The organism is Saccharothrix longispora, assembly GCF_030852425.1.
Taxonomy (GTDB): Bacteria; Actinomycetota; Actinomycetes; order Mycobacteriales; family Pseudonocardiaceae; genus Actinosynnema; species Actinosynnema longispora.
Genome location: NZ_NSDM01000015.1, coordinates 86,718 through 109,732, shown reverse-complemented (window position 1 = coordinate 109,732; position 23,015 = coordinate 86,718). Strand labels below are relative to the sequence as shown.

The following is a 23,015-nucleotide window of genomic DNA, read 5'->3' as shown; positions in this document are numbered from 1 at the left end:
CGCCGCCGCCGCGCGGCGGGTCGTGGGCGCGGCTCAGAGCACCGTGCGCCCGCCGTCGACGACGAACCTGGCCCCGTGGACGTGGGACGCTTTCCCGGAGGCCAGGAACACCACCACCTCGGCCACCTCGGTGGGAGAGGCGATGCGCCCGAGCGGGACCTGCTCCGCCAGCATCGCCACGACATCCTCGCCGTGCCCGACGACGGTCTCCGACCCGGTGGCGCCCGGGGCCACCGAGTTGACCCGCACACCGGTGCCGCGGAACTCCACCGCCCACGTGCGGGTCAACGACTCCAGCGCCGCCTTGGTCGCCGAGTACACCCCGAAACCGGGGGAGCCGATGACGCTCGTCGCCGTCGACACGTTGACCACGCTGCCGCCGCCTCGCGCCACCATGCCCGGGACGAGCGCGGCGGTCAGGTAGAACGGCGCGCGCACGTTGAGGTCGAAGAGCCGGCTGAAGTCCTCGGGGGCCTGCGCGGCGGTCGGCGCGTACGGGAACACCCCCGCGTTGTTGATCAGGATGTCCACCTCGCCCGCCTCCTCGGCGAGGGCGCGCACCGAGTCCAGGTCGACGAGGTCGGCCGGCACGAACCGAGCCGACCCGCCGGAGTCCCGAATGGATGCGACCACCTGTGCGCCGCGCGTCTCGTCCCGACCCGACACCACCACCGAGGCGCCGCCCGCGGCCAGCAGTCGCGCGGTTTCCCGCCCGATGCCCGACGTACCACCGGTGACCAGGGCCACGCTGTTGCGAAACTCCATGCGTTCTCCAGGACGTGATCGGTGTGCTCGCGACGCAGTCTGCGAGAACCCCCCACGGATCGGTCCCGCACACGATCCACAGTGCCCGACCGGGCAGTGGGCCTTGCCCGAACGGACCTGTCGAGCGAACGGCTCCGGCCCGTCTCGAGACCGTTGCCCGCTCCGCGCGGGTGCGACAGCCTGACCACGTGCACCCGGACGACTGGTCGGACAATTCCTGCGGCCGGATCGGACCGGCGGCGAAGCTCCGCCACGGTCACCCCGCTGAGGAGCACCACGTGACGAGGAGGGACGATGGACGTGCGACACCCCACCGTGCTGCACCCCACCGTGCGACGCACCTGGCGGGCACGGCTGCCGGTGGAGTTCTCGCACTTCGTGCTGTTCGACTTCACCGGCCACTTCTCTCCCGCCTCGCTCGACCCCACCACCGACTCGCGCTGGACCGGGCGCAGCGGCGACGGGGGAGCCCTGTTCCACGCCGACGACCACAACCTCGAAGCCGACGTCCTCGTCGCACTGCACGACACCGAACCACCCCCCGACGGGATCGAGGAGCACTCCTACAGCGGCACGCTGCGCACCGACACCGGCTCGCTCGTCCTGGCCGCCTCGACCGCCAGTCCCGGCGACATCACCGTCGAGCTGCCCGCACCCGGCAGCTACCGGCTGCGCGCCCACCGCCTACCCGACCTGATCGACACCAGCCTCGGCGACGAGGCGCGCTGCGAGCAGTGGATCGTGCACCTCTGGCCCGACCCGACCACCACCTGACCCTCCACCCATCACCCGCACCGGACCCCGCGCGGACCATCGCCGTCGATCAGGACCCGATCCTCGGCGGGCCCGGACGCCCGGCCCCACCGCGACCACGTGCCCGGCCGCGATCCCGCATGTCCGGTGCACGGCGTGCCGTGCCGGTGCCCGGCTGCGTGAGCGGGAGGCCCCACGACCGCCGCCAGGCCGCAGATCGCCGTCACAGCGCACTTCTTCCACGTGGTTGACCTGCTCGACTTCTCCTCCTCGAACAGCAGGTGACAACTCGTGCACGGCAGGGGACGTCGACGAGGTTCACCCCGTCGCGCGGGTGTGGCCGTCCTTCCTGTCAGGTCCGGCTCGGCCGGACGTGGAGGTGCCCGTCGTGCCCGTCCTGTACGACGAGGACGGGCACGGCATCGCGAACAGGTGACGAGGTCCGGCGCTTCGCCACGGTGTCGGTGGGCGTCGTTAAGATCCTGGTTCCGATCTTGGGGGGAACGTGGACGACGTCCTGGTGGAACTGAGCCGTGCGCTGTTCGGGAGAGCCGAGGGCGATTGGCGGCAGATCGTCTACCGGGCTTCGTTCGACGAGGGCGGCATCTCCTCGCGGGAGGAGGTGGAGGGCGACGGGAAGCTCGGTCGGGAACCGGGCGGGAGCGGTGCCGGACCGGATGAGGCGCTGGTCGGGCGCTTCGGCGCCGCGGTCCTCGAACTGCGGGTGAACCCGGACCGCACCTACGAGGCCTTGGTCGTACGGGACTTGTCCCAGCACACCGCGTACCTGCCGCCCTCCTACGTGCGGGTGCTCGACCCGGCCCGACGACCCCCGGCGGCGCTGCCGGCCTCCGCGCTCCCGCCGGTCGGTGACCCGGCCCGGGTGCCGGGCCTGGTCGCCGAGTACGCCGCGCTGTTCGAGTCGATCACCGGCGCCGCGGCGCCCACCGAGCCGCCCGCCACCGAGCACGCGCTGGCCGAGGTCGAGGACCGGTTCGACGTCGTGCTCCCGGCCGACCTGCGCGCGCTCTACCTGCTGGGTGACGGCACCGCCCGCCCGCCCGGACCGTTCGGGCTCCCGCTCCTGCCGCTCGCCCGGATCGAGGACGCGCGCGAAGCCATGGAGTGGACCGATGGGTTCCGCACCGGGCACCCGGACGACTGGGAGGAGGAGGTCGCGTACGAAGGCCCGGCCGACGCTGTCCGGATCGGCTGGTGGCACCCGGGCTGGGTGCCGGTCGCGAGCAACGGTCACCTGCTGTTCCTCGTGGTCGACTTGGCGCCGGGACCGACCGGCCGACCGGGACAGGTCCTGCTGGCCGACACCCAGAACGGCTTCCTGCGCTACCTCGCGCCGTCGGTCACCGCGTGGCTGGAGCAGGTCCTCGACCAGATCAAGGCGGGAGAGTATCGGCTGCTGCCCGGCGGCGACGGGTTCGCTCCGACCTGGCCACACCCACCCCGGACCGAGCTGAGCCTGTCTCTGGAGGGGACCGACCTCGCCACCGCGCTGTCGTCCGTCGAAGGGCTCGACGAGGTGCGGACCGTGACGCTGCGGCACGCGACCGGCGCCGACCTGACGCCCCTGGCCGCGCTGCTCCGGCTGCGGCACGTGTCGGTGACCGCGTCGGAGATCGACCTCGCACCGCTGGCGGGGCTCCCGTTGCGCACGGCGCGCGTCGAGGGCGGCGCGGTGGTCGAGGTGCCCGCCTGGTCCGGACTGGTCACGCTCGGGCTCGGTGGCGCGACGCCCGCGAACCTGGACTCGCTGCCCGCCGCCGCGTACCTCGTGCTGCACGACGACCAGTGGCGGCTGCTCCCCGACCCGCCCGAGGGCCTGGTCGCCGCCAAGCTGACCGGGCAGGGCTCGCTGGCCCGCGCCGTCGAGTGGGCGGCGTGGCTCGGCGCGCCGGTGCCCGCCGAAGTCCTTCGCGGGACGTTCTAGCTGTCCTGTCCCGTGAGGTTGGGGACGCACGTGGTGCTGTCCACGTTCACCGCCCTGGACGCGGAGCCGAACACCGGGCATCGCGCCGAACTCACCACGAACGTTCAGTACCCCTCCGACGACCTGCTGTCCTTCACCCACAAGGAGGTTCCGTACCCGACATCGGGAAAGGCGGCCTCAACACCTCGGCCAACTATTATAGGAGTTCACGCGATCCTCACCGGTTCGTGGACACATGACCGAGGGCTTCGACCGCGTGCCGAAGGTCGCTCTGGAAGCCGTGGTCCAGAGCGTTTTCGACGTCATCGAGAATGGCGACGAGGAGATCTTCCCCGACTCTCTGTCGCAGACCCTGGCGGACGATTGGCGCAACGGTTCTGGCAAGGGCCTCGAACACCGGTTCGCGACGTTGTACGCGCAGTTCGCCCGGCAGGGGAGCAGGTCCGGCAGGCCCGGTCGAGACCCGACGCCGTCGCGCGCCCGATCACGGCGCACGGGTCGGGTCGGTCCTGGACGAGCGGTCGACACCGGCTGCGGCCGCGAACGCACCCTCGACGACCGGGGCGACCCGACCGGCTTCCGGGCAGAGACGAAGGCCGGTCGGGTCGTCGGACAGGGAGACGTGTCAGCGATCAGGTCAGGATCAGCGACAGGCCGTAGGCGGACAGGATCGGGTTGACCTCCTGGTAGTACGTGGTTCCACCGGTCGAGCAGTTGCCCGAGCCGCCCGAGGTCACGCCTTGGGCCTGGTTCGAGCTGAGCCACGAGCCGCCGGAGTCGCCGGGCTGGGCGCAGACGTTCGTGCGGGTCAGGTTGTAGACGACGCCCTGGGGGTAGTTCACGGTCTGGTTACGGGCCTGGATGTAGTTGCACCACATACCGGTGGTCGAGCCCGAGCGGCACACGCCGGAGCCCACCGGGACCTGCGCGGAACCGCGCACGTAGTACCAGTAGCCGTCGTAGCCCTCCATGTAGCCCCACAGGTTCACGCCCGCGACGGTCTGCACCCACGCGTAGTCGTAGTAGGGGAACGTGGAGCCGGCGAAGTAGCCGTAGAGCGCGCCGTACTGGTCGGTGGCCTGGGAGCCGGGGGTGCCGCAGTGGCCTGCGGTCACGAATCCGCCGTACACGGCGAAGCCGATGGAGCACCGGCCCGCGTTGTTGATCCAGTACGGCCAGCCGCCGACGACATCGGCGTAGGGCACGGGGGAGTGGTCCTCCTGCACCACGCGCACGGCGTGGTGCAGGGCCCTGGCCTCGTCGATGAACCCGGTCACGGCGGCGTCGACCTTGTGCCGGTTGACGGTGACGACGACCGTGTTGGTCTGCACGTCGACGTACCAGCCGTTCACCCCGGTGGGCACGGCCTTGCCGGCCTGCCGGTCGAGGGCGGTCTTGACGGCGTCGAGCTGGGCATAGGTGTGCGCGACGGGCACGACGGTCACGTCGAGACCGGTCTTGTCGGCAGCGGCGTCACCGGCTACCGCGACGGCGAGCTTGCCGGTTGCGGGGTCGAACCAGCTGCCCGCGTAGGCGGCGCCGTAGAGCTTGCGGGCGACGATCTCGGTGCCACGGGCCTTGTCCTCTTGGGCAAGGCGTGTTTGCACGCCCTCGGCGGTGAGGCCGAAGTCGCGCTTCATCGCCTCGGCCATGCCGAGGGAGACGCGCGGTGCGGAGGTGGAGGACGTGGTCGCTGCACCGCTGGGCGCGGCGACTGCGGGCAGGGGCGCAATGGCGAGGCCGATCGCGAGGACGACCGCGCCGGCTAATCGGACGGTACGTGAAGGAGTCACTTGGGCAGCCCTTTCAGGCGAGGGTGCAGGGAGGCGCCGGTCGGCCGCCCGAGATATGCGAACGGAGCTCGGCGACCGACCGGCAACGCCGTTTATGAACCCGACGGATTCGGGACGATACTTTCTCGGTTCGACACGCTCATACCGCCGAGTCGGTGGCGTTCGATGATTGTTTCGGCGGGTCGGAGGCGCGTGGAATCATCCAGGTGCGCCAAGCGTGTTACGGAACATTTTATTCGGTGTTCCGTAGTGACACAACTCGATGCGTCGGGCGACTCCGGACCCGGAGTGCGCTATACCGCTGGGGCTTCTGGTGTGCTTCCGCGCTCGAGTTGCACATCCCCTCCGGTACCTCGGGCGCGTGACATCGGCGCGAACTCCGCCGCGGTCGGGGAGTGGGTGTGAGCCTGGCGGGCCGAGGGCGACAGCCCGCTCCGCGCGGAGTTCGTCCCGGTCGGCGGCCGGTTGATCGGCGTCGACGAACTCCCGGGCGCGTCTGGATCGACGCCTTGGCCAACCGGGCGGTGTACGCCTTCGCCCGACCCCGGCCCGCTTCCCCCCGCGAGGGTGAAGGCGTACCGGATACCTCGAGGAATGTGCTATTCGAGGTGACCGAGTATGTCCGCATTTTGCGGCTCCGCAGGTGATGCGGTGTTCGTTTGGGTGGGTGAGTGCTGCGGAGTCCGTGGTGATCGGGTGGTGTGCGCGAGCCAAGCGGGTGCGGCCTTCCGTCCGGCGCTAATACGCCTTCCTGTGGTGGACGAAGGAACCTGTGTTCCACCTTTCGCACCGAACAAGGGAGTTCATCGGTGATCACGCCTTCGCCCGGTCGGCACAGGGGCAGAGCCCTGCCGGCGATCATCGCAGCACTGACGGTCGTACCGCTCGCACTCGCCGTCACCTCCGCGCAACCGGCCTCTGCGGCGCCGGGCGTCCCCCAGGCGCCGGTCGTGGTGTTCGCCGAGGGCTTCGAGAACGGCCAGGGCGCCACACCCGTCCTGCTCACCGACTACACCGGCGCGTCGCCGGTCGAGCAGACCTACTCCGCCGATCCGGCGTGGCTGACCGCCTGCAACGGTTGGCTGGCCTCGCCGCAGCAGCCGGGCGTACCGCCGCCGGGCAGCGGGTGCAGCGCGGGCAACTGGCAGGCGGTCCAGACCATGGCCGGGGTCCTGGGGCAGTGGGCGGGCGGCGACCCGGCCACCAACCACGCCGTCACCGCCTACACCGCAGCGAACCCCGGAGCGGGCAGAGTGCAACTGCGCACCGAGCAGCCCATCCCGCTGCCCGCACCCGACCGGTTCCTGACCTTCTCGGTGGACGCGGCCGAGCAGAACTGCTTCGCCAACCACGCGCTGTTCGAGTTCTACCTGCTCGACGGGGCGACCGCAGTGCCCACCTTCACCACCCCGATCGAGCCCTGCGCCAACCCCGCCACCGTCATCGACGGCACCGCCGTGGGCACCTACACCAGTGACCGGCCGGTGCTGTTCGGCGGCTCGTCGGTGGGAGTGCAGCTGGTCAACGCCCAGGGCAGCGGGGTCGGCAACGACGCCGCGTTCGACAACGTCCGCGTCCTGGACGTCACCCCGCAGTTGGACGTCGGCTACAGCCCGCCCCCGGTGCAGATGGGGCAGACGGCCACCCTGACCTTCACCGTCACCAACACCGCCGAGCTGGCGGTCAAGGACGGCTGGTCGTTCACCACGAACCTCCCGGCGGGACTGACCGCCACCGCCCAGCCCACCACGGACTGCACCGACGCCACCGCCTCCACCGCCGCCGGCACGGTCACCGCCACCGGCGCCCTGGCCACCGGCCAGGTCTCGTGCACCGTCGCCGTCACGGTCACCGCCGCCCGCCCCGGCACCTACACCACCTGCGCCACCGACGTGACCACGCGGGTCGGCCTCAACGCGCCGGGGTGCGCCTCGGTGCGGTTCATCGCGCCCGTGCTGCTGTTCGACGCCCACGCGCACGGTGGCCAGCTGACCGCTCCGCTGGTCGGCGTGGGCCCGCTCGCCCCGTCGGACCTCACCTGCACGCCCCAACCGGGCCTGGACCAGGACCAGGCGCTCGGTGCCACCCTGCCGGGGATCGGCTCGCTGGGCGTCATCGACACCGAGGCCCACGGCACCGTCGGCGGTGACGGCCAGCGCACCGCCACCGCATGGGCCCGCACCGCGAAGGTCTCCTTGCTGGGCGGCCTGATCACCGCCGACGAGATCCGCGCCAAGGCTGCCGCCGCTGAAGACCTCGACGGCGCGGTCACCACCGCAGGCGAGGTCGAGCTGGTCAACCTGCGGATCAACGGCACCCCCGTGGTCAACCCCGCGGTCGACCTGACCATCACCATCCCGCTCGTGGCCACCGTCGTGGTCAACGAACAACGGACCCTGGCGGGCGGTGCCGGCATCGCCGTCAACGCCCTGCACGTCCGACTGCTCAACGGCGTCGACCTCGTGATCAGCCATGCGCGAGTCACCCTGACCCGCCCCGGCACCCCCTGCCCGATCGACTGACGCCCCAGGGTGGTGCAGGTGCGTCCCTCACCTGCACCACCCTGGTAGCCGGAACCACGATCGGACGGACGCGCCGCGGCCGTGTGTCGCTTGTCGGCTGATGACCCGGAGGCCGACCAGGACGATCGGATGGGCAGCGGTCGAGCAGGCGGCGGCTCGTGGACTCCTCGGTGGTCGGGCTGCGACCGATGACCAGGAGGGCGGCCGGCCGGGTGTGATCGGGCCACCCGCGTATGTCGACCCGTGTACCGGGGAACGTGGTGTCGGCCAAGGTCGGCGCGAACGGCAAGGTAAACGTCCCGACTCGGGTGGCGGCAGCGTGGGCGTCGCCGTCGACGTGGTCGGCTACCTCACCGCCGCCGCGCCCAACCGCGCCGTGCTGCGGACCGTGCCGCCACCCCGGCAACCCGACCTTTCACCGTACCGGCGGGCGTCACCGCGGTCACCGTGCACGTCGTCGGAGCCGGCGGGTGGCGGCAGCGCTGGGAGTTTCCGGGAGGTTCCTGCCCGAGGCCAGCACCTGCGGGAGGTCGGGGCTCGCCGGCAGGGGACGACCGATGGCCACTGCGTCGACGTTGTGCGTGCCGAAACCTCATCCACGCAGGTGGAGGACGTACGAACCAAGAGGCGTCGAACGCTCACGGGACGGCTGCCATCCGCCGAGACGCCGACCAGCACGGCATGACGACCTGCTGTGCTGCTCCGACTGGCCTACCTCGGCGTGACCAACGCCTTCGCGTTGCTGCGCCTGCTACCCGTGAGCGACCGGGACAAGGACACGGGGATCCTGGCGCTGCGGCACCAGATCACCGCCCTGCAACGCCAACCGGGCAACACCCGTCCACGATTCCCCCCAGCGACCGGGCACTTCTCTCAGCACTACTGCACCGAGTCCCGGTGCAGGCACTTCATCGGTTCCGACTGCTCGTGCGTCCGGAGACAGTCCTGCCCTGGCACCGAGACCTCCTCGCACGACGTCACGCGGCCAGATCCCGCCCCAAGCAGTCCGGCCGACCACGGACCATCCGCTCGATGCGACTCCTGGCACTGCGCCTGGCGCGGGAGAACCCCGCCTGGGGCTACCGCCGCATCCACGGAGCACTCCTCGTGCTCGGCATCAAGGTCGCGGCCTCCACGGTGTGGCAGATCCTCAAGGACGCCGGAATCGACCCTGCACCCGAACGCGCCTCGACGACCTGGTCGGCCCTCCTCCGCTCGCAGGCCGACGCACTCCTGGCCTGCGACTTCTTCGAGACCACCACCCTGGGCGGCACCCGACTGTACGTGCTCGCGGTCATCGAGCACGCCAGTCGCCGGGGCAGGGTCCTGGGCGCCACCGCACACCCGACCGCCTTCTGGGGCACCCAAGCCGCCGGAAACCTCGCCATGGACCTCGAAGACGAAGGCCGACACGTGCGGTTCCTGATGCGCGACCGGGACGGCAAGTTCCCCACCCCGCTCGATGCAGTCCTCGCCGACGCGGGCATCCCGGTCGTCCTCACCGGTGTCCGGATACCGCGGATGGACGCGATCATGGCACGCCGGATCCGCAGCTGCCGTCGCGAACTTCTCGACCGCACCCTCATCTGGAATCGACAGCACCTGCTCCACCCCCTGCGCGAATACGAGCACTTCTACCGCGTGTCGGTGCCGGAAAGTCGTTCGCCGATCCGGCAGGGCGCTGCTAGCGTCGGGGTGACCGCCGACTGTGGAGGAAGCCATGGTTGCCCGGAACCTCACACCGGGCCACCGCACCGAGGCCGTGTGACGGCCCGGGGCCGCCCGGTGTCATCGCCCTGAGAAGCCGATGCACCGCAAGGAGCTTTCCCATGTCCGGAATACCTTCGTCCACCTGGTACGTGGACTTCTTCACCGAACTGCCCAACGAGTTCTGGCGGCGCGTCGTACCGCCGGAGGTCACCGTCGAAGAGATCGACTTCGTCGAGGAGCGCCTCGGCCTCGCGCCGCGTTCACGGGTCCTGGACGTGCCGTGCGGCAGTGGGCGGCACAGCCTGGAACTCGCGCGGCGCGGGCACCGCGTGACGGGTGTCGACCTGTCCGCCGAAGCGATCGGGCACGCTCGGCGCTCGTCCGCCGGTCTCGACGTCGAATTCATCCGCGCCGACATGCGGGAGGTCCCGCAGGACGACGGGTTCGACGCCGTGGTGTGCCTCGGCAACAGCTTCGGCTACCTGGAGCTCGGCGACCTGCGTGAGTTCGCCGCCGCGCTGGGCCGGGCCGTCCGGTCCGGCGGCGGCCTGGTCGTCGACCTCGCCTCGGCGGCCGAGTCGGTCCTGCCCGGCTACCGGGCCGAGCCGCGGACCATGCGGACCGGCGACATCACCGTCCTCGCGACCAGCGAGTACGACGTCGTCGGGAGCCGGATACTCAGCCGCTACCGGTTCACCCGCGACGGGCAGGAGCTCGACGCGACGGCGGTGCACCACGTTCACACCGTGGCGCAGGTCGTCGACCTCCTGGCCGCCACCGGGTTCGCCGACGTCGAACTGTTCGGCGGAACCGGTGGCGAACCCCACGGGATCGGGAGCGGGCGACTCCTGCTGACCGCGCGCCGAACGTCCTGAGCGGACGCTCCGGTCGGGGTGCCGCCCCGGCCGGAGCGCACATCGCGCGACTGCCGCCCCGTGACCACGTCCCGGGGCGGCCCCACCGGGGACGGATCAATCCCAGTCCCAGGAGATGCCGTACACCCCGGGATCGCACTTGGACAGGTAGAGGTGCGCCTGGCCGGCCGGGTCGACCGGTACGCGGCGGCGCTGCTGGACGGGTGCGGTGACGCGGGGGCGGTGGTGCGCGTAGCAGCGGGCGGGGAGCGTGACGTGGTCGAAGCAGACGCGCAGCAGGTAGTTGTCGGTGCTGTCGCGGATGCGGCGCTCGTGGCCGCGTGAGGGGACAGGGCTCTCGCCCATGACCCACTCGTACTCGACCACGGTGGTCTCGTTCCTGTCCAGCACCCGCCCGAACTCGATCTCCGCCGAGGCGTACCCGCTGGTGTCGTCCGTCTTCAGCGCGCCGAGCCGGCCGCCGCGCACCACCACGTGCGACGGCATCACGTCGCCCTCGTCCACGCCGTGCACCGTGACGAAGCGGTCGCAGCCCTCGCCGGTGCCGCGCAGCACCTGCGTGGTCGAGACCCGGCGCAGCGACCTGCGGGCGTCGACGAAGCACGTCTCGGTGGTGGCGAGCACGGCGACGTCCGGGTTCGGTTCCGTCAGGTCGCCCAACACCGCGCGGATGGGCGAGTCGCTGCCGTAGAGGGTCTCCATGCTCAACCGGCCACCGGTCGTGCGGCGACCGCGCGGGCGCGGCGGTTCGAGGAACTCGAACAGCGTGTCCGGCGGCAGGTCGAGGATGTCCTCCAGTTCGCGCAGCGCCCGCAGCGAGTTCGGCCGCTCGGGCCGGCTGCGACCCTGCTGCCAGTAGCTCAGCGTGGCGATGCTGATCTCCACCCCGCGCGCGGCGAGCCGGGCGCGGATGCGGTCGAGGGGGAGGTCGCGTCGCGCTATGGCGGCGCGCAGCGCGTCCGCGAACTTCTCCTGGCACAGGACCTGTTCAGGACCGGAAGGGTGCTGAGGAGCTGCCATGAGCGAGTATGACCACCCGAATTGGTGAGTGTCGATACCCCCGGACGGAGGTATCGACACTCACGTCGTCACGATGTCAGCCGACGTTGAGGGTCAGCCCGTAGTAGGACAGCGCATCGCCGAGCGGCTGGAAGTACGAGGACTTCCCGCTCTCGTAGCCGCCGTTGAACGTGCACCGCTGGTTGGTCGGCCCGCCCGACGTCATGCCCTGGGCCTGGTTGCCGGAGATGTAGGCACCGCCGCTGTCGCCGCCCATCGTGCAGACGGTCGACTTGCCCAGGCCGCGGACCACCGTCGAGGGGCCGCCGTTCGGGTCGACGTAGGTGACGGTCTGGTTGTAGCCGGTGATCGAGCCGCAGGTCCAGCCCGTCGTGGCGCCGGACTTGCAGATCGACGCGCCGACCTGGCCGCGCGCGGCGCCCTTGACCGCGATCCGGCCCGCGGCGCCCCAGGTGCCGACCCGGGTGGTGATCGAGTTGCCCGCGTCGAGCCGGGCCACGCCCATGTCGACGCTGTCGTAGCCCAGCGCGTAGCGACTGCCCGCGCCCCTGGCGAACCGCGTGCCGTCGTAGTGCAGCGTGGCGTTGCCCGCGACGCAGTGCCCGGCGCTGACCAGGTACTGCACCCCGCTGCTCGACCGGGCGCCGAACCCGACCGAGCAGTACCCCGAGCCGCCGTTGAGCGTCATCTTGCTGCCCGGGTGGATCGCCGCCTGCGCGGACAGCGCCTGTGACACCTGCTCCACGCGCACCGCCGCACCGTGCTCGGCCGCCGCCTCCAGGAACGCCCTGGCCGGTGGCCTGGTGCGGTCGACCACCTGGATCGTGACGACGTCCGCCGCCACGTCCACACCCCACGAGGCGACCCCGGTGGGGACCTGGCGGGCCGCGAGCCGGTCGAGGCGCGCCTGCACCTCGTTCAACGCGGCCTCACCGCGCGCCGGCGTGCGGGCGGCCAGCCCGACCGCCCGAGCGCGCTCCGCCCCGGCCCGGTCCGCGTTGACCGTCAGCGTGCCCGCACCGTCGAAGAACGCGCCGTCGACCCGCACGCCCCGCTCGGTGAGGTCACCCAGCCTGCGCTGCTGGTCGGCCTCGCGGTCCAGCCGCCGGACCGCGGCGGACTCGTCGACGCCCAGCGTGCGCGCCAGGGCGGCGACCATCTCGGGCTGGTACCCGGACCCGGTGGCGGGCGCCGCCGCCGCGACACCGGTGGACAAGGTCGTGGAAACCAGGCAGGACAGGGCCACGACGCCCAACAATCGAATTCGAGACACCACGACAACCTCTCGACGCCGGGAAACGCCGTTGCAGGGGACGAATGCGCGAAACGATGTGCGCACCCGGTCAACGGGTTTTCCCGGTCGGCGGAATCAACCGCCGTGAGCAGGAAGTCTGGCACCAGGCGGAAGCGCCGGGCAACGACGCTTTTTCCACAAAGCTCCCGGCAAACTCTTGAAATGATCAGGAGAATCCGGGCGCACCCCGTGGCGACGCCCCGGCGGGCACACCGCCCGCACCTGCGGCAGGCCGCGGCGGCGGGGGTGCCGGTCCGTGCCGCCGCGTCCCTTGAGTGGGCAGTACGGGCGGGTCGGCGGTCGCGGCGCCGCCGATCTCGGCCGCCGATCACCGACGTCAACAGCAAACCGGTTCCCGGGGCTTGCCGTGCTCGAGACCGACGACGGGCGCGGACTCGTGACGCATCCGATCGGCGGTGAGCGGTGGGGGGCGAGTGCGGGGTGGGTGCTCCGATCCGCGGGCGACCCGGGACGGCGGACCCGAGCGGGCACGATCAGATCGCGAACGACGGGCTGTGCAGCTCGGGGAAGTCGGTGATTACGCCGGCCGACCACTCGACGGTCCCGACGGCGGCCAGGAAGTAGGTCGCCCGGACGTAGGGGATACGGAAGCGTTCGTGTTGACCTGGATCGTGGCCGTGTCGTAGTCGGTCGCGAGCGCCACGACGGTGTTGTTGCGGACGACGCCGACGAAGATCTCCAACTGGGGCATGACGTGGGTGCAGTCCAGCCAACCGGGCCCCTGCGCACCACCGCCGGAGCAGCCGAACCACCGACCGGGGTCGCTCACGGTCAACGTGCACGACCACGCGCCGCGGGTGATCGTGTTCATGGCCTGGACGGACACCGCCGAGCCCGTCAGCGACACCTCCGGCTTGGTGATGACCGACCGCGGTGCGGTCGTGGTGCCCGACTCGGCCCGTGCGACCGGACCCAGCGCCACCACCGCCGAGGCCGCCAGCACGAATGCCGTCGCCCTTGTCCACAAGGCGGCAATTCTTCGCCCACGTGTTCTGCTCACGAATTATCTCACCATTCGATCATGACTTCGCGGAAATTGGATGATCCCGACGTGTGCGGTAACTGCGCGCGATTCGTCGGGTAAATGTGATGAATGAGTGTCGACCGTTGACGCGCGACCGAAAAGGCGGTAGGCGCCCGTCCTTTCCCGTCGGTGACCGCCGATCGCGGAATTCCGCCGGAAGCACGACCTGTCGTCCGCGCACAGCGCGACCTCCCCGACCGGCCTGCGAACACGGCGAGGGCGACAGCGTCGACGCCGAGTCCGCAGCGCGAGCCGTGGTCTCCGGCCGGGCCACCTGATCCGCGACTCGCCACCTCGGAACCTCCAGCGTGTTCCGACCACGTCCGGGGAACACCGTGACCGCCACACGGGTCCGGCCGCATGTGGCTCGGATTCCGGAGCAGCTCGCGCCGTGCTGCTCGCCTCCAGTGCGCTCTGCAACCTCCTGGACCCCGGTCCCGAGTCGGGCCGGTTCGCCTTACCGGGTGCGCCGATGAGACGCGTGGTCTCGCCGCCCCGACCTCGTCCCGGCGCAGCGGCTCGCCGACCGTGGCGTCCGCCTGGAGTCGCTGTGATCGGTGGGGCTGAGCCCTCGGCGGCAGGCGGGGGACGAGGTGGCCGTGATCGCGAAGGCACGGCGAGTACCAACGCGCGCTCGTGCCGCTGGTCGTGCACGGCTCCTCATCGGGCGCCTGGCCGCCAGGGCGATGGTCGAACGCCAACGACCGGGCGGCGTCGGCCATGCGGGACGCCGGGGCTGTGGTTGTGCTGGGCGTCATCGCCGACCGGGCCACGGCGGTGAAACCGGAGGAGCTCGTCCACGCCGCCTTGTGCGGGCAGCGGCTGTGGGGCCTGCGCGGCCCCAGGCCTGCGGTGGTGCCGGGTGACTCCGGTCGGGAAGTCCGCACGCGCCGAGAGCGGCCACCAGCTGTCCAGGCGCACCTTCACCTCATGGTTGTGCTCGGTGGGGGAGAGGACCGTGCCGGTCACACGAGTGCCCATCGCCGGGAATGCCGCGTCGCGGGGCGTCGTGGCGATTGCCGATGGGCAGTCGATGAGCGGTAGCGGTCAGGAGACCGCCGGCGGCCAGCGATGCCCGCGCCACTCGTCCCATGACGTGAATCCGGCCGGAGGATCATCGATGGGTTCGCTGCCGTCGAGTTCGCCTCGCGTCGGGACCTGGATGGCGCGAGCCCAGGCGGCGAGTTCCTCGTCGGCCATGGGCCAGGTGCTGTCCGGGGCGTCGGCTTGGCGCTGGTCGAGTCGTCTGCGCTGCTCGGCGGGGGACACCTCGAAGTAGTGCACCTCCACGCGTGCGCCGCGGTCCGCCGCCGCTTGCCGCAGCGCGGAGCGTTCGTCCCGACTCCACAGCCCGTAGTCGATCACCACGTTGTCGCCGAGTTCGAGGGCGCGCAGCCCGATCCCGATGAGTCGTCCTTCGATCACGTCGGAAGCCGATGGCGGGTTCTCGTGTCCGTAGAGGGCCTTCACCCATTCGTCCTTCGTGAGGCGGAGCGCGTTGTGCTCGACCTCCACCCGTCGCGCGGCAGTGGTCTTCCTGATGGCCGGCAGTCCGACCATCAGGAAGAGCGTCGGCTGCTCCATCCCACCTCCTGGCCGAGTGAGAGCCTCATCGCCACCGACCGCGCGCTCCAAGGCACTCCAATGCCTCTGGTCAGGCGCCGCCGAGTCCGTTCTGACCGGTCTTGCTCGGGTGGCGGCGGGTGGCTGTTGCATGGAGTCGAGACCGCGCCGAGCGGTTGTCGACCCGTGACCGCCTGAATCCCCACGGCCACGGCCGCAGCGGTTGGGCTGCGGCCGTGGCCGTTTCGCCGATGGCCTCGATTGGCGTCGGACGAGATGGTTCGGCCGACACCATCGGCGCGGCCGGGAACGATCAGCCGGCGATTCGCAGGCGTAACGGACGCCCGTGGGCCCGTTCTGGCGGCAGATGGTCAATTCGACGGTACCGGCTTCACGTCGGACGTCTTTCGAGTCGGTGGCGCAGTTCTCCCCGCCGTCGGCGACGGCGTCGCGCAGCCAGGGGAAGTGGTGCCACGATCCGTCTTCCTGCTGGATCGAGATCCGCCCCGAGACGCCGACGCTGTCGACGGCGGTGTCGCACACCCGGTAGGTATCAGTGGCGTCGAGGTACTGCGTGAACCCGTAACCGGCGTCCACCCTGCCGTCCGATGCTGCGGCGAGAGGTGCGGTCAGAGAGACCAGGCCGCCGGCCAATGCCGTGGCCGCGACTGCACTGACGATTCGCATGGATAGCCCATAAGCGCTTCGCAAGCCGAATTTTATGATCTTCCACTGCGGAAGGACCGGAACTGTGCCGATCCGCCGCGAACTGTTCGCCTGCTGTCTACCACGTGCCCGTGCCTGGCGCTCCAACCGAAGGAGGATTTAACGTATGGAGAACTCCCGTTGACGCACCGCGTGGTATACCGCCACTGGAGGACCACCCACGCTCGCGTGGGAGGACTCTGCCGAATCGTGCGCATCAGGCGGTCTGCGGCCCCCGCGACGAGCAGGAACTGTCAGCGCCCTGATGTTCTGCCGTAGCCGCCGTCGTCTACGTCGCCCCGGTCTGCTCGGCGGGCTCGACGTGCGCTGAACCATGGTGCGGCGAAGTCGACGAGGGTGCGTATCGGCAGGAGTTGGGCCGGTGCGTCTCCGACAGGGCCGGTGTGGCGGTGTCCGCCGTCGGCGATGAACGCGTCGACGACCTCGATGAAGTCGTCGTCTTCGACGTGCAGTTCCTCCCAGGTCACCCAGGTCCGGTGACCGTCTCTGATCAGGGCGGCGCCGTTGCCGACGAGGTGCTTACCGGGCCAGTGCGCACGGTGCTCCGCTAGGTGCAAGGCGGTGATCTTCGCCGGTGTCGTGCCGAGGAGCAGCACGGAGGCGTCCAGATCGTAGAGGGCCTTGAGCGGCGAGCGTTCCCCGACGGGGCTGTCGAGGTCGTGTGTGGCCGGGATGGCGACCGCGTGCGGTCCGTTGGCGGAGATCGAGCGATGCGGGTGACCGGACCTGAGCGTGCCGGGTGCGGTCCGGAACAACTCGGCGACCGCGCCCATGGTTCGGGTGGGGGTGATTCGCGGGTCGTGTACGGGCAGGTGGTCACGAATGGTCGGCCACCACTCGGCCAGCTCCTGGTCGAGGAACGCCGGGTCGCACAGCTGCCACGACTGCGTGGGCACCACCAGCGTTCCGGACGGCCCCACCACGTCTCGAAGGGCGTCGAGAACCGTCTGCTCACCGCCGACGACCCGGCCAAGGGACTTCAGCGACATGTGCACCATCACGGCCATTCCGGAACTCACGCCGAGCTCTCCGAGATCGGACGCGAGCCGGCTTCGGGTCATCGGGCACTGTGACCGCATCGGCGTCTCCTCCTTCACGACCGACCGGGTGCACCGGCCGTCCCGGCCGCTGCCGACGCTGGTCGCGGGCCGGTTGTGCATCAGGGCCGGTGATCCGTCCCCGCTGACCTCGATGATTTCGCGCAGCACTCGGGCCGGCGATTCGACGGCCATGACGTCGGCCGGATCGGGCGGCCCCCGCACTGCCGGAGCTGATGACGGTGTTCGGCCAACGAGCGCACTTCGGTCGTTGGGTGGCACCACCGTCGATCCCGACGCGATGGCGATGGCGGCGGCTTGACGTAGTACGCCCCGGCCGCCCCGCTGACGGCATTGGTGGCGTGGTTCGAGGTGCGCATACCACGCGCGAGCCGAACAGGACGACCCGATCGACGGACGCGAGACGCAAATGGCGGAAACACCTTCGCTTGCGCAGGAGAATCCACCTTCTGAATCGAGTACCCCCTCGAAAGACGGACCACTCCCGCTTCCGCGGAGACGAGGTCGGCCAACGGCACCCTGCCGAGGTCGGGCGGGCTGTCACCACTCGTGCGGGGAGGTGATCACGTGCTCCGTGCCGCAGATCCGGATTATGGTCCACCTCTTCTTATGGGGCTCGAAGGTATTCACTATTCCTACAGTGTGTATCAACAGTTGAAGTTGTCGAACTCGATGACGGATCGTGCTCTAACCTGCGAACCTCACCGAGGAACCCACGACCTGTTGGTCCGGACGTCGGAGGGGGCCGCCCATCCGGACGTGAACACGATGTCGGCCACGTTCCTGGCGGTCAAGAACGGATGCAAGGGCATCTGTGGCCGACGATCACCGAAGGCGTAAGAGAACTGAGGACGAACCCGGTCCTGCTTGACCGGCGGGTTACCCGACCGTGCTGATGAGGTCGGTGAGAGGTCCGGCCTGCCTGGACAGTCAGTCAGAGGCCCGGTGCGGGAAGAGCGTGCTCCGGCGGATGGATTTCGTGCGTCCGTCCGGGCGATAGGCGTGTCGAGGCGGGGGACGGTGGGCGGTCGTGCGGTAGACCGGATTTGGTCGACAGACCTGACAGGCTGCTCCGGAAGGGTTGGGATGGCGGGTCCGGGTCAGGCCGTGCACCGCACGATCGTGGTGGTGGACGTCGAGGGTTTCGGTGATGCGCGCCGGACGCTGCCCCACCAGGTGGCGGCCCGGGCCGGGCTGTACCGGGTGGTCGCAGAGGCGTTGGGCGCGGCCGGGGTGCCGTGGGATGCCTGCCACCGCGAGGACCGCGGCGACGGCGTCTTCGTGCTGGTCCCGCCCGAGTTCGCCAAGGCGCCGCTGGTGGAAGTGCTGCCGGGGGTGCTGGCGGAGGCGTTGCGGGGGCACAACGACACCAACCCCGCCGCGCAGCATGTCCGTTTGCGGGTGGCGGTGCACGCCGGTGAGGTGGTCTTCGACCGGCACGGTGTCACCTCGACCGCGGTGACCACAGCCTTCCGGCTGCTGGACGCGCCGCCGGTGAAGCGGGCACTGGCGGGCTCGCCCGGCCTGGTCGCGCTAGTGGTGTCGCGCTGGATGTTCGACGAGGTGGTCCGCCACTCCGCGGTGCTGGACCCGGCCACGTTCCGGCCGGTGCCGGTGGCGGTGAAAGAGATCCGGGACACCGCCTGGCTCGCCCTGCCCGACCACCCCTATCCCGCCGACCCCGCGGTGCTCGACCGGCCGGCCAACCCGGCCGCGCCCGACGGCGGTGGAACGGCGCCCCGGCAGCTGCCCGGGGCGCCGGCGCTGTTCGTCGGCCGCGAGGAATACCTGGCCGACCTGGAGCATGCCCTGACACCCGTCGACGGCGACCCCGCCGCGGGGGCGGCGGTGGTGATCTCGGCGTTGGGCGGAGCCGGCGGCATCGGCAAGACCTGGCTGGCCCTGCACTGGGCCCACCGCCACTCCGGCCGCTTCCCCGACGGGCAACTGTTCGTCGACCTGCACGGCTTCAGCCCCACGGACGACCCGACGGACCCGGCAGTGGCGGTGCGCGGGTTCCTCGACGCGCTCGGCGTCGACCCCGGCCGCCTCCCGACCGACCTCGGCGCGCAGGCAGCGCTGTACCGGAGCCTGGTCACGGGCAAACGGATGCTCATCGTGCTGGACAACGCCGCCACCACCGCCCAGGTCGTCCCCCTGCTGCCCGGCACCCCCACCTGCACCGTACTGGTCACCAGCCGCCGCAAACTAGCCTCGCTGATCGACCGGCACGGCGCCCGCCACCTGTCCTTGGGCGTCCTGGACCGCGACGAGGCCCGCGCCCTGCTGACCGCGCGCCTGCCCTCCGACCGCGTGGCCGCCGAACCCGACGTCATCGACGAACTGGTGGCGCTGTGCGGGGCCTACCCACTGGCCTTGGCCATCACCGCCCGTGCCGTCGCCACCCGCCCCGCCATCCCGCTGACCGAGGTCGCCGCCGAACTACGCGAACTGGGGCTGGAGGCGCTCGACCACGACACCGACCCCGCCGCCGGCCTGACCACCGTGCTGTCCTGGTCCCTGCGCCACCTCACCGAACAACAGCGCACCGTGTTCGCCCTGCTCGGAATCGCGCCCGGCCCCGACACCACCCCGCCCGCCACCGCCGCCCTCACCGGCCTGCCCGACGGCCCCGCCCGCAGGACGCTGGCGGCGCTGGAGGAGGCGTCACTGCTCGAACGACGGCCGGGCGGCCGGTACGCGATGCACGACCTGGTCCGCGCCTACGCCGCCATCACCGCCCACGACCTGCCCGACCACCTGCGCGAGAAGGCTCTGACGCGGGTGGTGGACTTCCACCTGCACACCGCCCACGCCGCCGACCGCCTCCTGGACCCCCACCGCCCGCTCCTGCCACCCGACCCGCCCGCGCCCGACGTCCGCCCGCACCCGCTGCCCGACGCCGCGGCCGCGCTCGCCTGGCTGCAGGCGGAGTACGCCACCCTGCTGGCCACCCAGCGCACCGCCGCCACCCTCGGCCGCCACCACGCCGTCTGGCACCTCGCCTGGAACCTGAAAACCTTCCAGCACCGGCGGGGGCACCGGCGCGACGCGCTCGCCGCGTGGCAGGCGGCCCTGGATGCCGCCGCCCACCTGCCCGACCCCGCCACCCGCAGCCGCGCCCACCGACTCCTCGGCGATGCCTGTGCACTGTTGGGCCTGCACGAGCAGGCCACCGGACACCAGGAGCGGGCCCTCGCCTTGGCCGCGCGCCACCACGACCCCTCCGAGCAGGCCTACACCCACTACGCGCTCGCATTCACCTGGGAACGGCGAGGGGACGGCCGGCGGGCCCTGGACCACGCCCGACACGCCCTCGACCTCTTCGGCGATCTCGACCAGCCGGTGCGAGAAGCCCATGCGCTGAACCAGGTGGGCTGGTACGCCGCGCGCCTGGGCGAGTTCGACACCGCCCGCGACCACTGCCACGCCGCCCTCACCCTGCTCCGCCACCACCGCGACCTCGACGGCGAAGCGAACACCCTGGACAGCCTCGGCTTCATCGCCCACCGCGCTGGCGACCACCGGCAGGCCTTTGACCACTACCACCAGGCCCTCAGCCTGTTCCGCACCCTCGGCAACGCCTACGAGGTCGCGGACACCCTCGACAACATGGGCCACCCCCACGCCGCGCTCGGAGACCGCGAGCGTGCCCGCGTGGTGTGGCGGGAGGCGCTGGAGCTGTACCGGGAACAAGGCCGCGACACCGACGCCGACCGCGTCCAGGAACAACTCGACGCCCTCGACAACACCACCGACCACCGTCTGGACGCAGCCGCCGACCGTTCATCGGCGGGCATCCAGGTGGAAAACGATCACCGGTAACGCGGCAACGGCGTCAGCGTCGTGCTTCACGTCGACCACGCCTCGCGACCGATTTCCATCTCGGCGAGATGGAAGCGCTCCGTGCGGCACCCGCAGGATCTCCGAACGCCTGATGCCGACCGCCCACAGGGCGCTGCCCGGCCGACACCACCGACCCCGCTCCGCGCATGACCGGAACCCTGTTCTCCGTGCCGGCGGCGGGCGCCTCCCGAGGGCTGATCGTCGAGGTACGCACGCCGCGCGTGGTCCATCACCGGCCGACCGGCGGTTCCCCGGTGAGTGGTGCGAACGGGCCGCCCGCACCGCCACAGGCTCGGTGGTGTTGCGCGATACCGAGCAGCGGTCCACCCCGGCAAGCCGGTGGGTGGTCAACATTGACCGCGACCTCGGTCCGCTCCTGCCCGCACCGCGTTGAAGCAGGCGCAGGCGCCGCGGGGTCGTGTGCTCGCCATCGCCGTTGTGCCGGCGTTGTTGCCGGACCGGTTTGCATGAGTAAATAGTTCGGTGTCGTTTCGGCGGGTCCGGGCTTAGCTTCGGGCGGTGGCGAACGAACTGACCATCCCGCTCCTGCCCTGTCCGTCCATCGACGAGATCGCGTCGTTCTACGAGATGCTCGGCTTCGAGATCACCTATCGGCAGACGCGGCCGAACCCGCACGTCGCGGTACGACGGGAAGACATCAACCTGCACTTCTTCGGGATGGACGACTACGACCCGGCGCAGTCCTACAGCACGTGCCTGGTCATCGTGGCCGACCCCGGCGAGCTGTTCGAGGCCTTCGCGGCGGGGATGCGGTCCGTGCACGGAAAGCTGCTCGTCTCCGGCATCCCGCGCATGACCCGGCCGCGGCTGCGCAACGACCGGTACACCGGGTTCACCGTCGTCGACCCGGGCGGCAACTGGATCCGGATCAACAAGGCCGCCAAGGAACCCGAGGCGCGGACCAAGCTCGCCAAGGCCCTGGAGGACGCCGCGAGGCAGGCGGACGCGCGCGGCGACGAACGCCAGGGGCTGAAGATCCTGGAAGGCGCGTTGAAGCGGGCGACCGGCGACGAACCGGAGTTCCAGGCGGTGCGGGAGTACCGCGACGAACTCGTCGAACGGATCAAGGAAAGCTGAGCCGCGTCCGGGCGCTTGAACGCGGCCCTGACCGCCTCGGGGTCGTAGGTCGTCCGGAACGGGGAAGTGGGCCGGCAGCGGTGCCGCGCGGGTTGCCGTGACCGTCGGGAAGCCGTTGCCTCCTCTGGAGTCGGCGGCTTCCTGGCGCGCGGACGCCGGCGGGTCGTTCGTGCGGCGAGGACCGCAACTTCGGCACGTCGACCGCCTCTCTGCCGGACCGCCCCCGATCGCGGGGGAAGACACTTCCTGACCTGAATCGTTACAGGCCGATGCCGCATTCATCGACGAGATGTCGCCCGGAACCTCTAGCGTGTTTCGACACGCCGGGAGGTTCCCGACCTGATGACGGTGTGTCATCCCGCACCGCCAGGAGATCTCGACCGCCGGTGCTTCCCGGACTCCCGCCGTGGTGATCCGGAACGCCCCGGGGCGGGTGTCGTTCGCTTAGGCTCTTCGGGTGAGCGCCTCCCTGTACTACTCCGCCCGCCGCACCACCCCGCTGACCGAGGCCGAGCGGACCCGGGTGGCGCGCGTGGTCGCGGACCGCCACGAGTCGTTCCCCTGCGACGACGAGGAGAGCCTCTACCTCTACGACCGGCTCGACGGCGGCGAGGTGCTGGCCGGGTCCACCAAGATGCCGTTCGACCCGGGGCACCTCATGCCGGTCGTCGCGCACGTGCTCGACTCCCTCACCGGACTGCGCCGCGCGCTCCCGGACGCCGAGTGGCGGGTTCACCTGGACGACCTCGACGTCGAGTGGGACGAGGAGAAGGGGTACGAGCTGCCGGGCATGCGGGACCCGGACCTCATCGCCGAACTCGGCGGGCTCTGAACTCGACAGGCCCCGGACCGGCGCGCTCCGGCCGGCTGCGCGTTGCCGAAGTTCCGTTCGGGCCGGCGCCGCTGCGGCGGACGGTCGAACCGGTCCGGCGAACCGCCCGTCCACCAGCGGCGACGGCATCGCGATTCCAAGCGTGGCGAAGTGACATTGCCTCATGTATG

General features: G+C 70.9%; 16 protein-coding genes. 9 read left to right on the top strand and 7 right to left on the bottom strand.

Annotation, left to right across the window (positions count from 1 at the left end):
* Positions 1 to 33 precede the first annotated feature (33 nt).
* A complete protein-coding gene (locus CKY47_RS30165) occupies positions 34 to 765 on the bottom strand; it encodes an SDR family NAD(P)-dependent oxidoreductase (protein ID WP_306749714.1) in 732 nt (243 codons plus the stop codon).
* 294 nt (positions 766 to 1,059) lie between these two features.
* Between CKY47_RS30165 and CKY47_RS30160 the strand changes: the two genes are divergently transcribed.
* The 3 genes from CKY47_RS30160 (at position 1,060) to CKY47_RS30150 (ending at position 4,142) form a co-directional block, all read left to right on the top strand.
* Positions 1,060 to 1,539, top strand: a complete 480-nt coding sequence (locus tag CKY47_RS30160) for a hypothetical protein (protein WP_306749713.1) — start codon at positions 1,060 to 1,062, stop codon at positions 1,537 to 1,539.
* A 484-nt stretch (positions 1,540 to 2,023) separates the two neighbouring features.
* Positions 2,024 to 3,463, top strand: coding sequence for an SMI1/KNR4 family protein (locus tag CKY47_RS30155; RefSeq protein WP_306749712.1), 1,440 nt, complete (start codon positions 2,024 to 2,026; stop codon positions 3,461 to 3,463).
* Positions 3,464 to 3,698: 235 nt separating this feature from the next.
* Positions 3,699 to 4,142: a hypothetical protein gene (locus tag CKY47_RS30150; protein ID WP_306749711.1), complete on the top strand. Its 444-nt coding sequence runs from the start codon at positions 3,699 to 3,701 to the stop codon at positions 4,140 to 4,142.
* Here CKY47_RS30150 and CKY47_RS30145 read toward each other — a convergent pair.
* The gene (locus tag CKY47_RS30145) at positions 4,096 to 5,256 is read right to left on the bottom strand and encodes a S1 family peptidase (protein ID WP_306749710.1); all 1,161 of its coding nucleotides are present in this window, start codon (positions 5,254 to 5,256) and stop codon (positions 4,096 to 4,098) included. The two genes, CKY47_RS30150 and CKY47_RS30145, sit on opposite strands and share 47 nt — an antisense overlap.
* Before the next feature lie 809 nt (positions 5,257 to 6,065).
* On the opposite strand from CKY47_RS30145, the gene CKY47_RS30140 reads away from it, so the two are divergent.
* The 3 genes from CKY47_RS30140 to CKY47_RS30130 all read left to right on the top strand — a co-directional run bounded on the left by CKY47_RS30140 (position 6,066) and on the right by CKY47_RS30130 (position 10,363).
* A complete protein-coding gene (locus CKY47_RS30140) occupies positions 6,066 to 7,778 on the top strand; it encodes a choice-of-anchor P family protein (protein WP_306749709.1) in 1,713 nt (570 codons plus the stop codon).
* A 1,032-nt stretch (positions 7,779 to 8,810) separates the two neighbouring features.
* Entirely contained in the window at positions 8,811 to 9,578 is a 768-nt protein-coding gene (locus CKY47_RS30135; RefSeq protein WP_306749708.1) for an IS481 family transposase, read from the top strand.
* 29 nt (positions 9,579 to 9,607) lie between these two features.
* Entirely contained in the window at positions 9,608 to 10,363 is a 756-nt protein-coding gene (locus CKY47_RS30130; protein WP_306749707.1) for a class I SAM-dependent methyltransferase, read from the top strand.
* A 96-nt stretch (positions 10,364 to 10,459) separates the two neighbouring features.
* On the opposite strand, the gene CKY47_RS30125 is transcribed toward CKY47_RS30130, so the two are convergent.
* From CKY47_RS30125 to CKY47_RS30105, 5 genes are all read right to left on the bottom strand, one after another.
* Positions 10,460 to 11,383, bottom strand: a complete 924-nt coding sequence (locus CKY47_RS30125) for a helix-turn-helix domain-containing protein (protein ID WP_306749706.1) — start codon at positions 11,381 to 11,383, stop codon at positions 10,460 to 10,462.
* Between the two features lie 76 nt (positions 11,384 to 11,459).
* Positions 11,460 to 12,656 carry a S1 family peptidase gene (locus CKY47_RS30120; RefSeq protein WP_306749705.1) on the bottom strand — a complete coding sequence of 399 codons (1,197 nt, stop codon included), beginning with the start codon at positions 12,654 to 12,656 and terminating at the stop codon, positions 11,460 to 11,462.
* A 559-nt stretch (positions 12,657 to 13,215) separates the two neighbouring features.
* Positions 13,216 to 13,665 (bottom strand): hypothetical protein, encoded by a 450-nt coding sequence (locus CKY47_RS30115; protein WP_306749704.1) that lies wholly within the window; start codon positions 13,663 to 13,665, stop codon positions 13,216 to 13,218.
* Between the two features lie 1,104 nt (positions 13,666 to 14,769).
* Positions 14,770 to 15,306, bottom strand: a complete 537-nt coding sequence (locus CKY47_RS30110) for a P-loop nucleotide/nucleoside kinase family protein (protein ID WP_306749703.1) — start codon at positions 15,304 to 15,306, stop codon at positions 14,770 to 14,772.
* A 938-nt stretch (positions 15,307 to 16,244) separates the two neighbouring features.
* Positions 16,245 to 17,243 carry an AAC(3) family N-acetyltransferase gene (locus tag CKY47_RS30105; protein WP_306749702.1) on the bottom strand — a complete coding sequence of 333 codons (999 nt, stop codon included), beginning with the start codon at positions 17,241 to 17,243 and terminating at the stop codon, positions 16,245 to 16,247.
* A gap of 912 nt (positions 17,244 to 18,155) precedes the next feature.
* Here CKY47_RS30105 and CKY47_RS30100 point away from each other — a divergent pair.
* The 3 genes from CKY47_RS30100 to CKY47_RS30090 all read left to right on the top strand — a co-directional run bounded on the left by CKY47_RS30100 (position 18,156) and on the right by CKY47_RS30090 (position 22,845).
* Complete coding sequence (locus CKY47_RS30100) at positions 18,156 to 20,894, top strand: tetratricopeptide repeat protein (RefSeq protein ID WP_306749701.1); 2,739 nt, start codon at positions 18,156 to 18,158, stop codon at positions 20,892 to 20,894.
* 540 nt (positions 20,895 to 21,434) lie between these two features.
* Positions 21,435 to 22,013 carry a DUF8817 family protein gene (locus CKY47_RS30095; protein WP_306749700.1) on the top strand — a complete coding sequence of 193 codons (579 nt, stop codon included), beginning with the start codon at positions 21,435 to 21,437 and terminating at the stop codon, positions 22,011 to 22,013.
* A 457-nt stretch (positions 22,014 to 22,470) separates the two neighbouring features.
* The gene (locus tag CKY47_RS30090; RefSeq protein WP_306749699.1) at positions 22,471 to 22,845 is read left to right on the top strand and encodes a hypothetical protein; all 375 of its coding nucleotides are present in this window, start codon (positions 22,471 to 22,473) and stop codon (positions 22,843 to 22,845) included.
* The last annotated feature ends 170 nt before the right edge of the window (positions 22,846 to 23,015 follow it).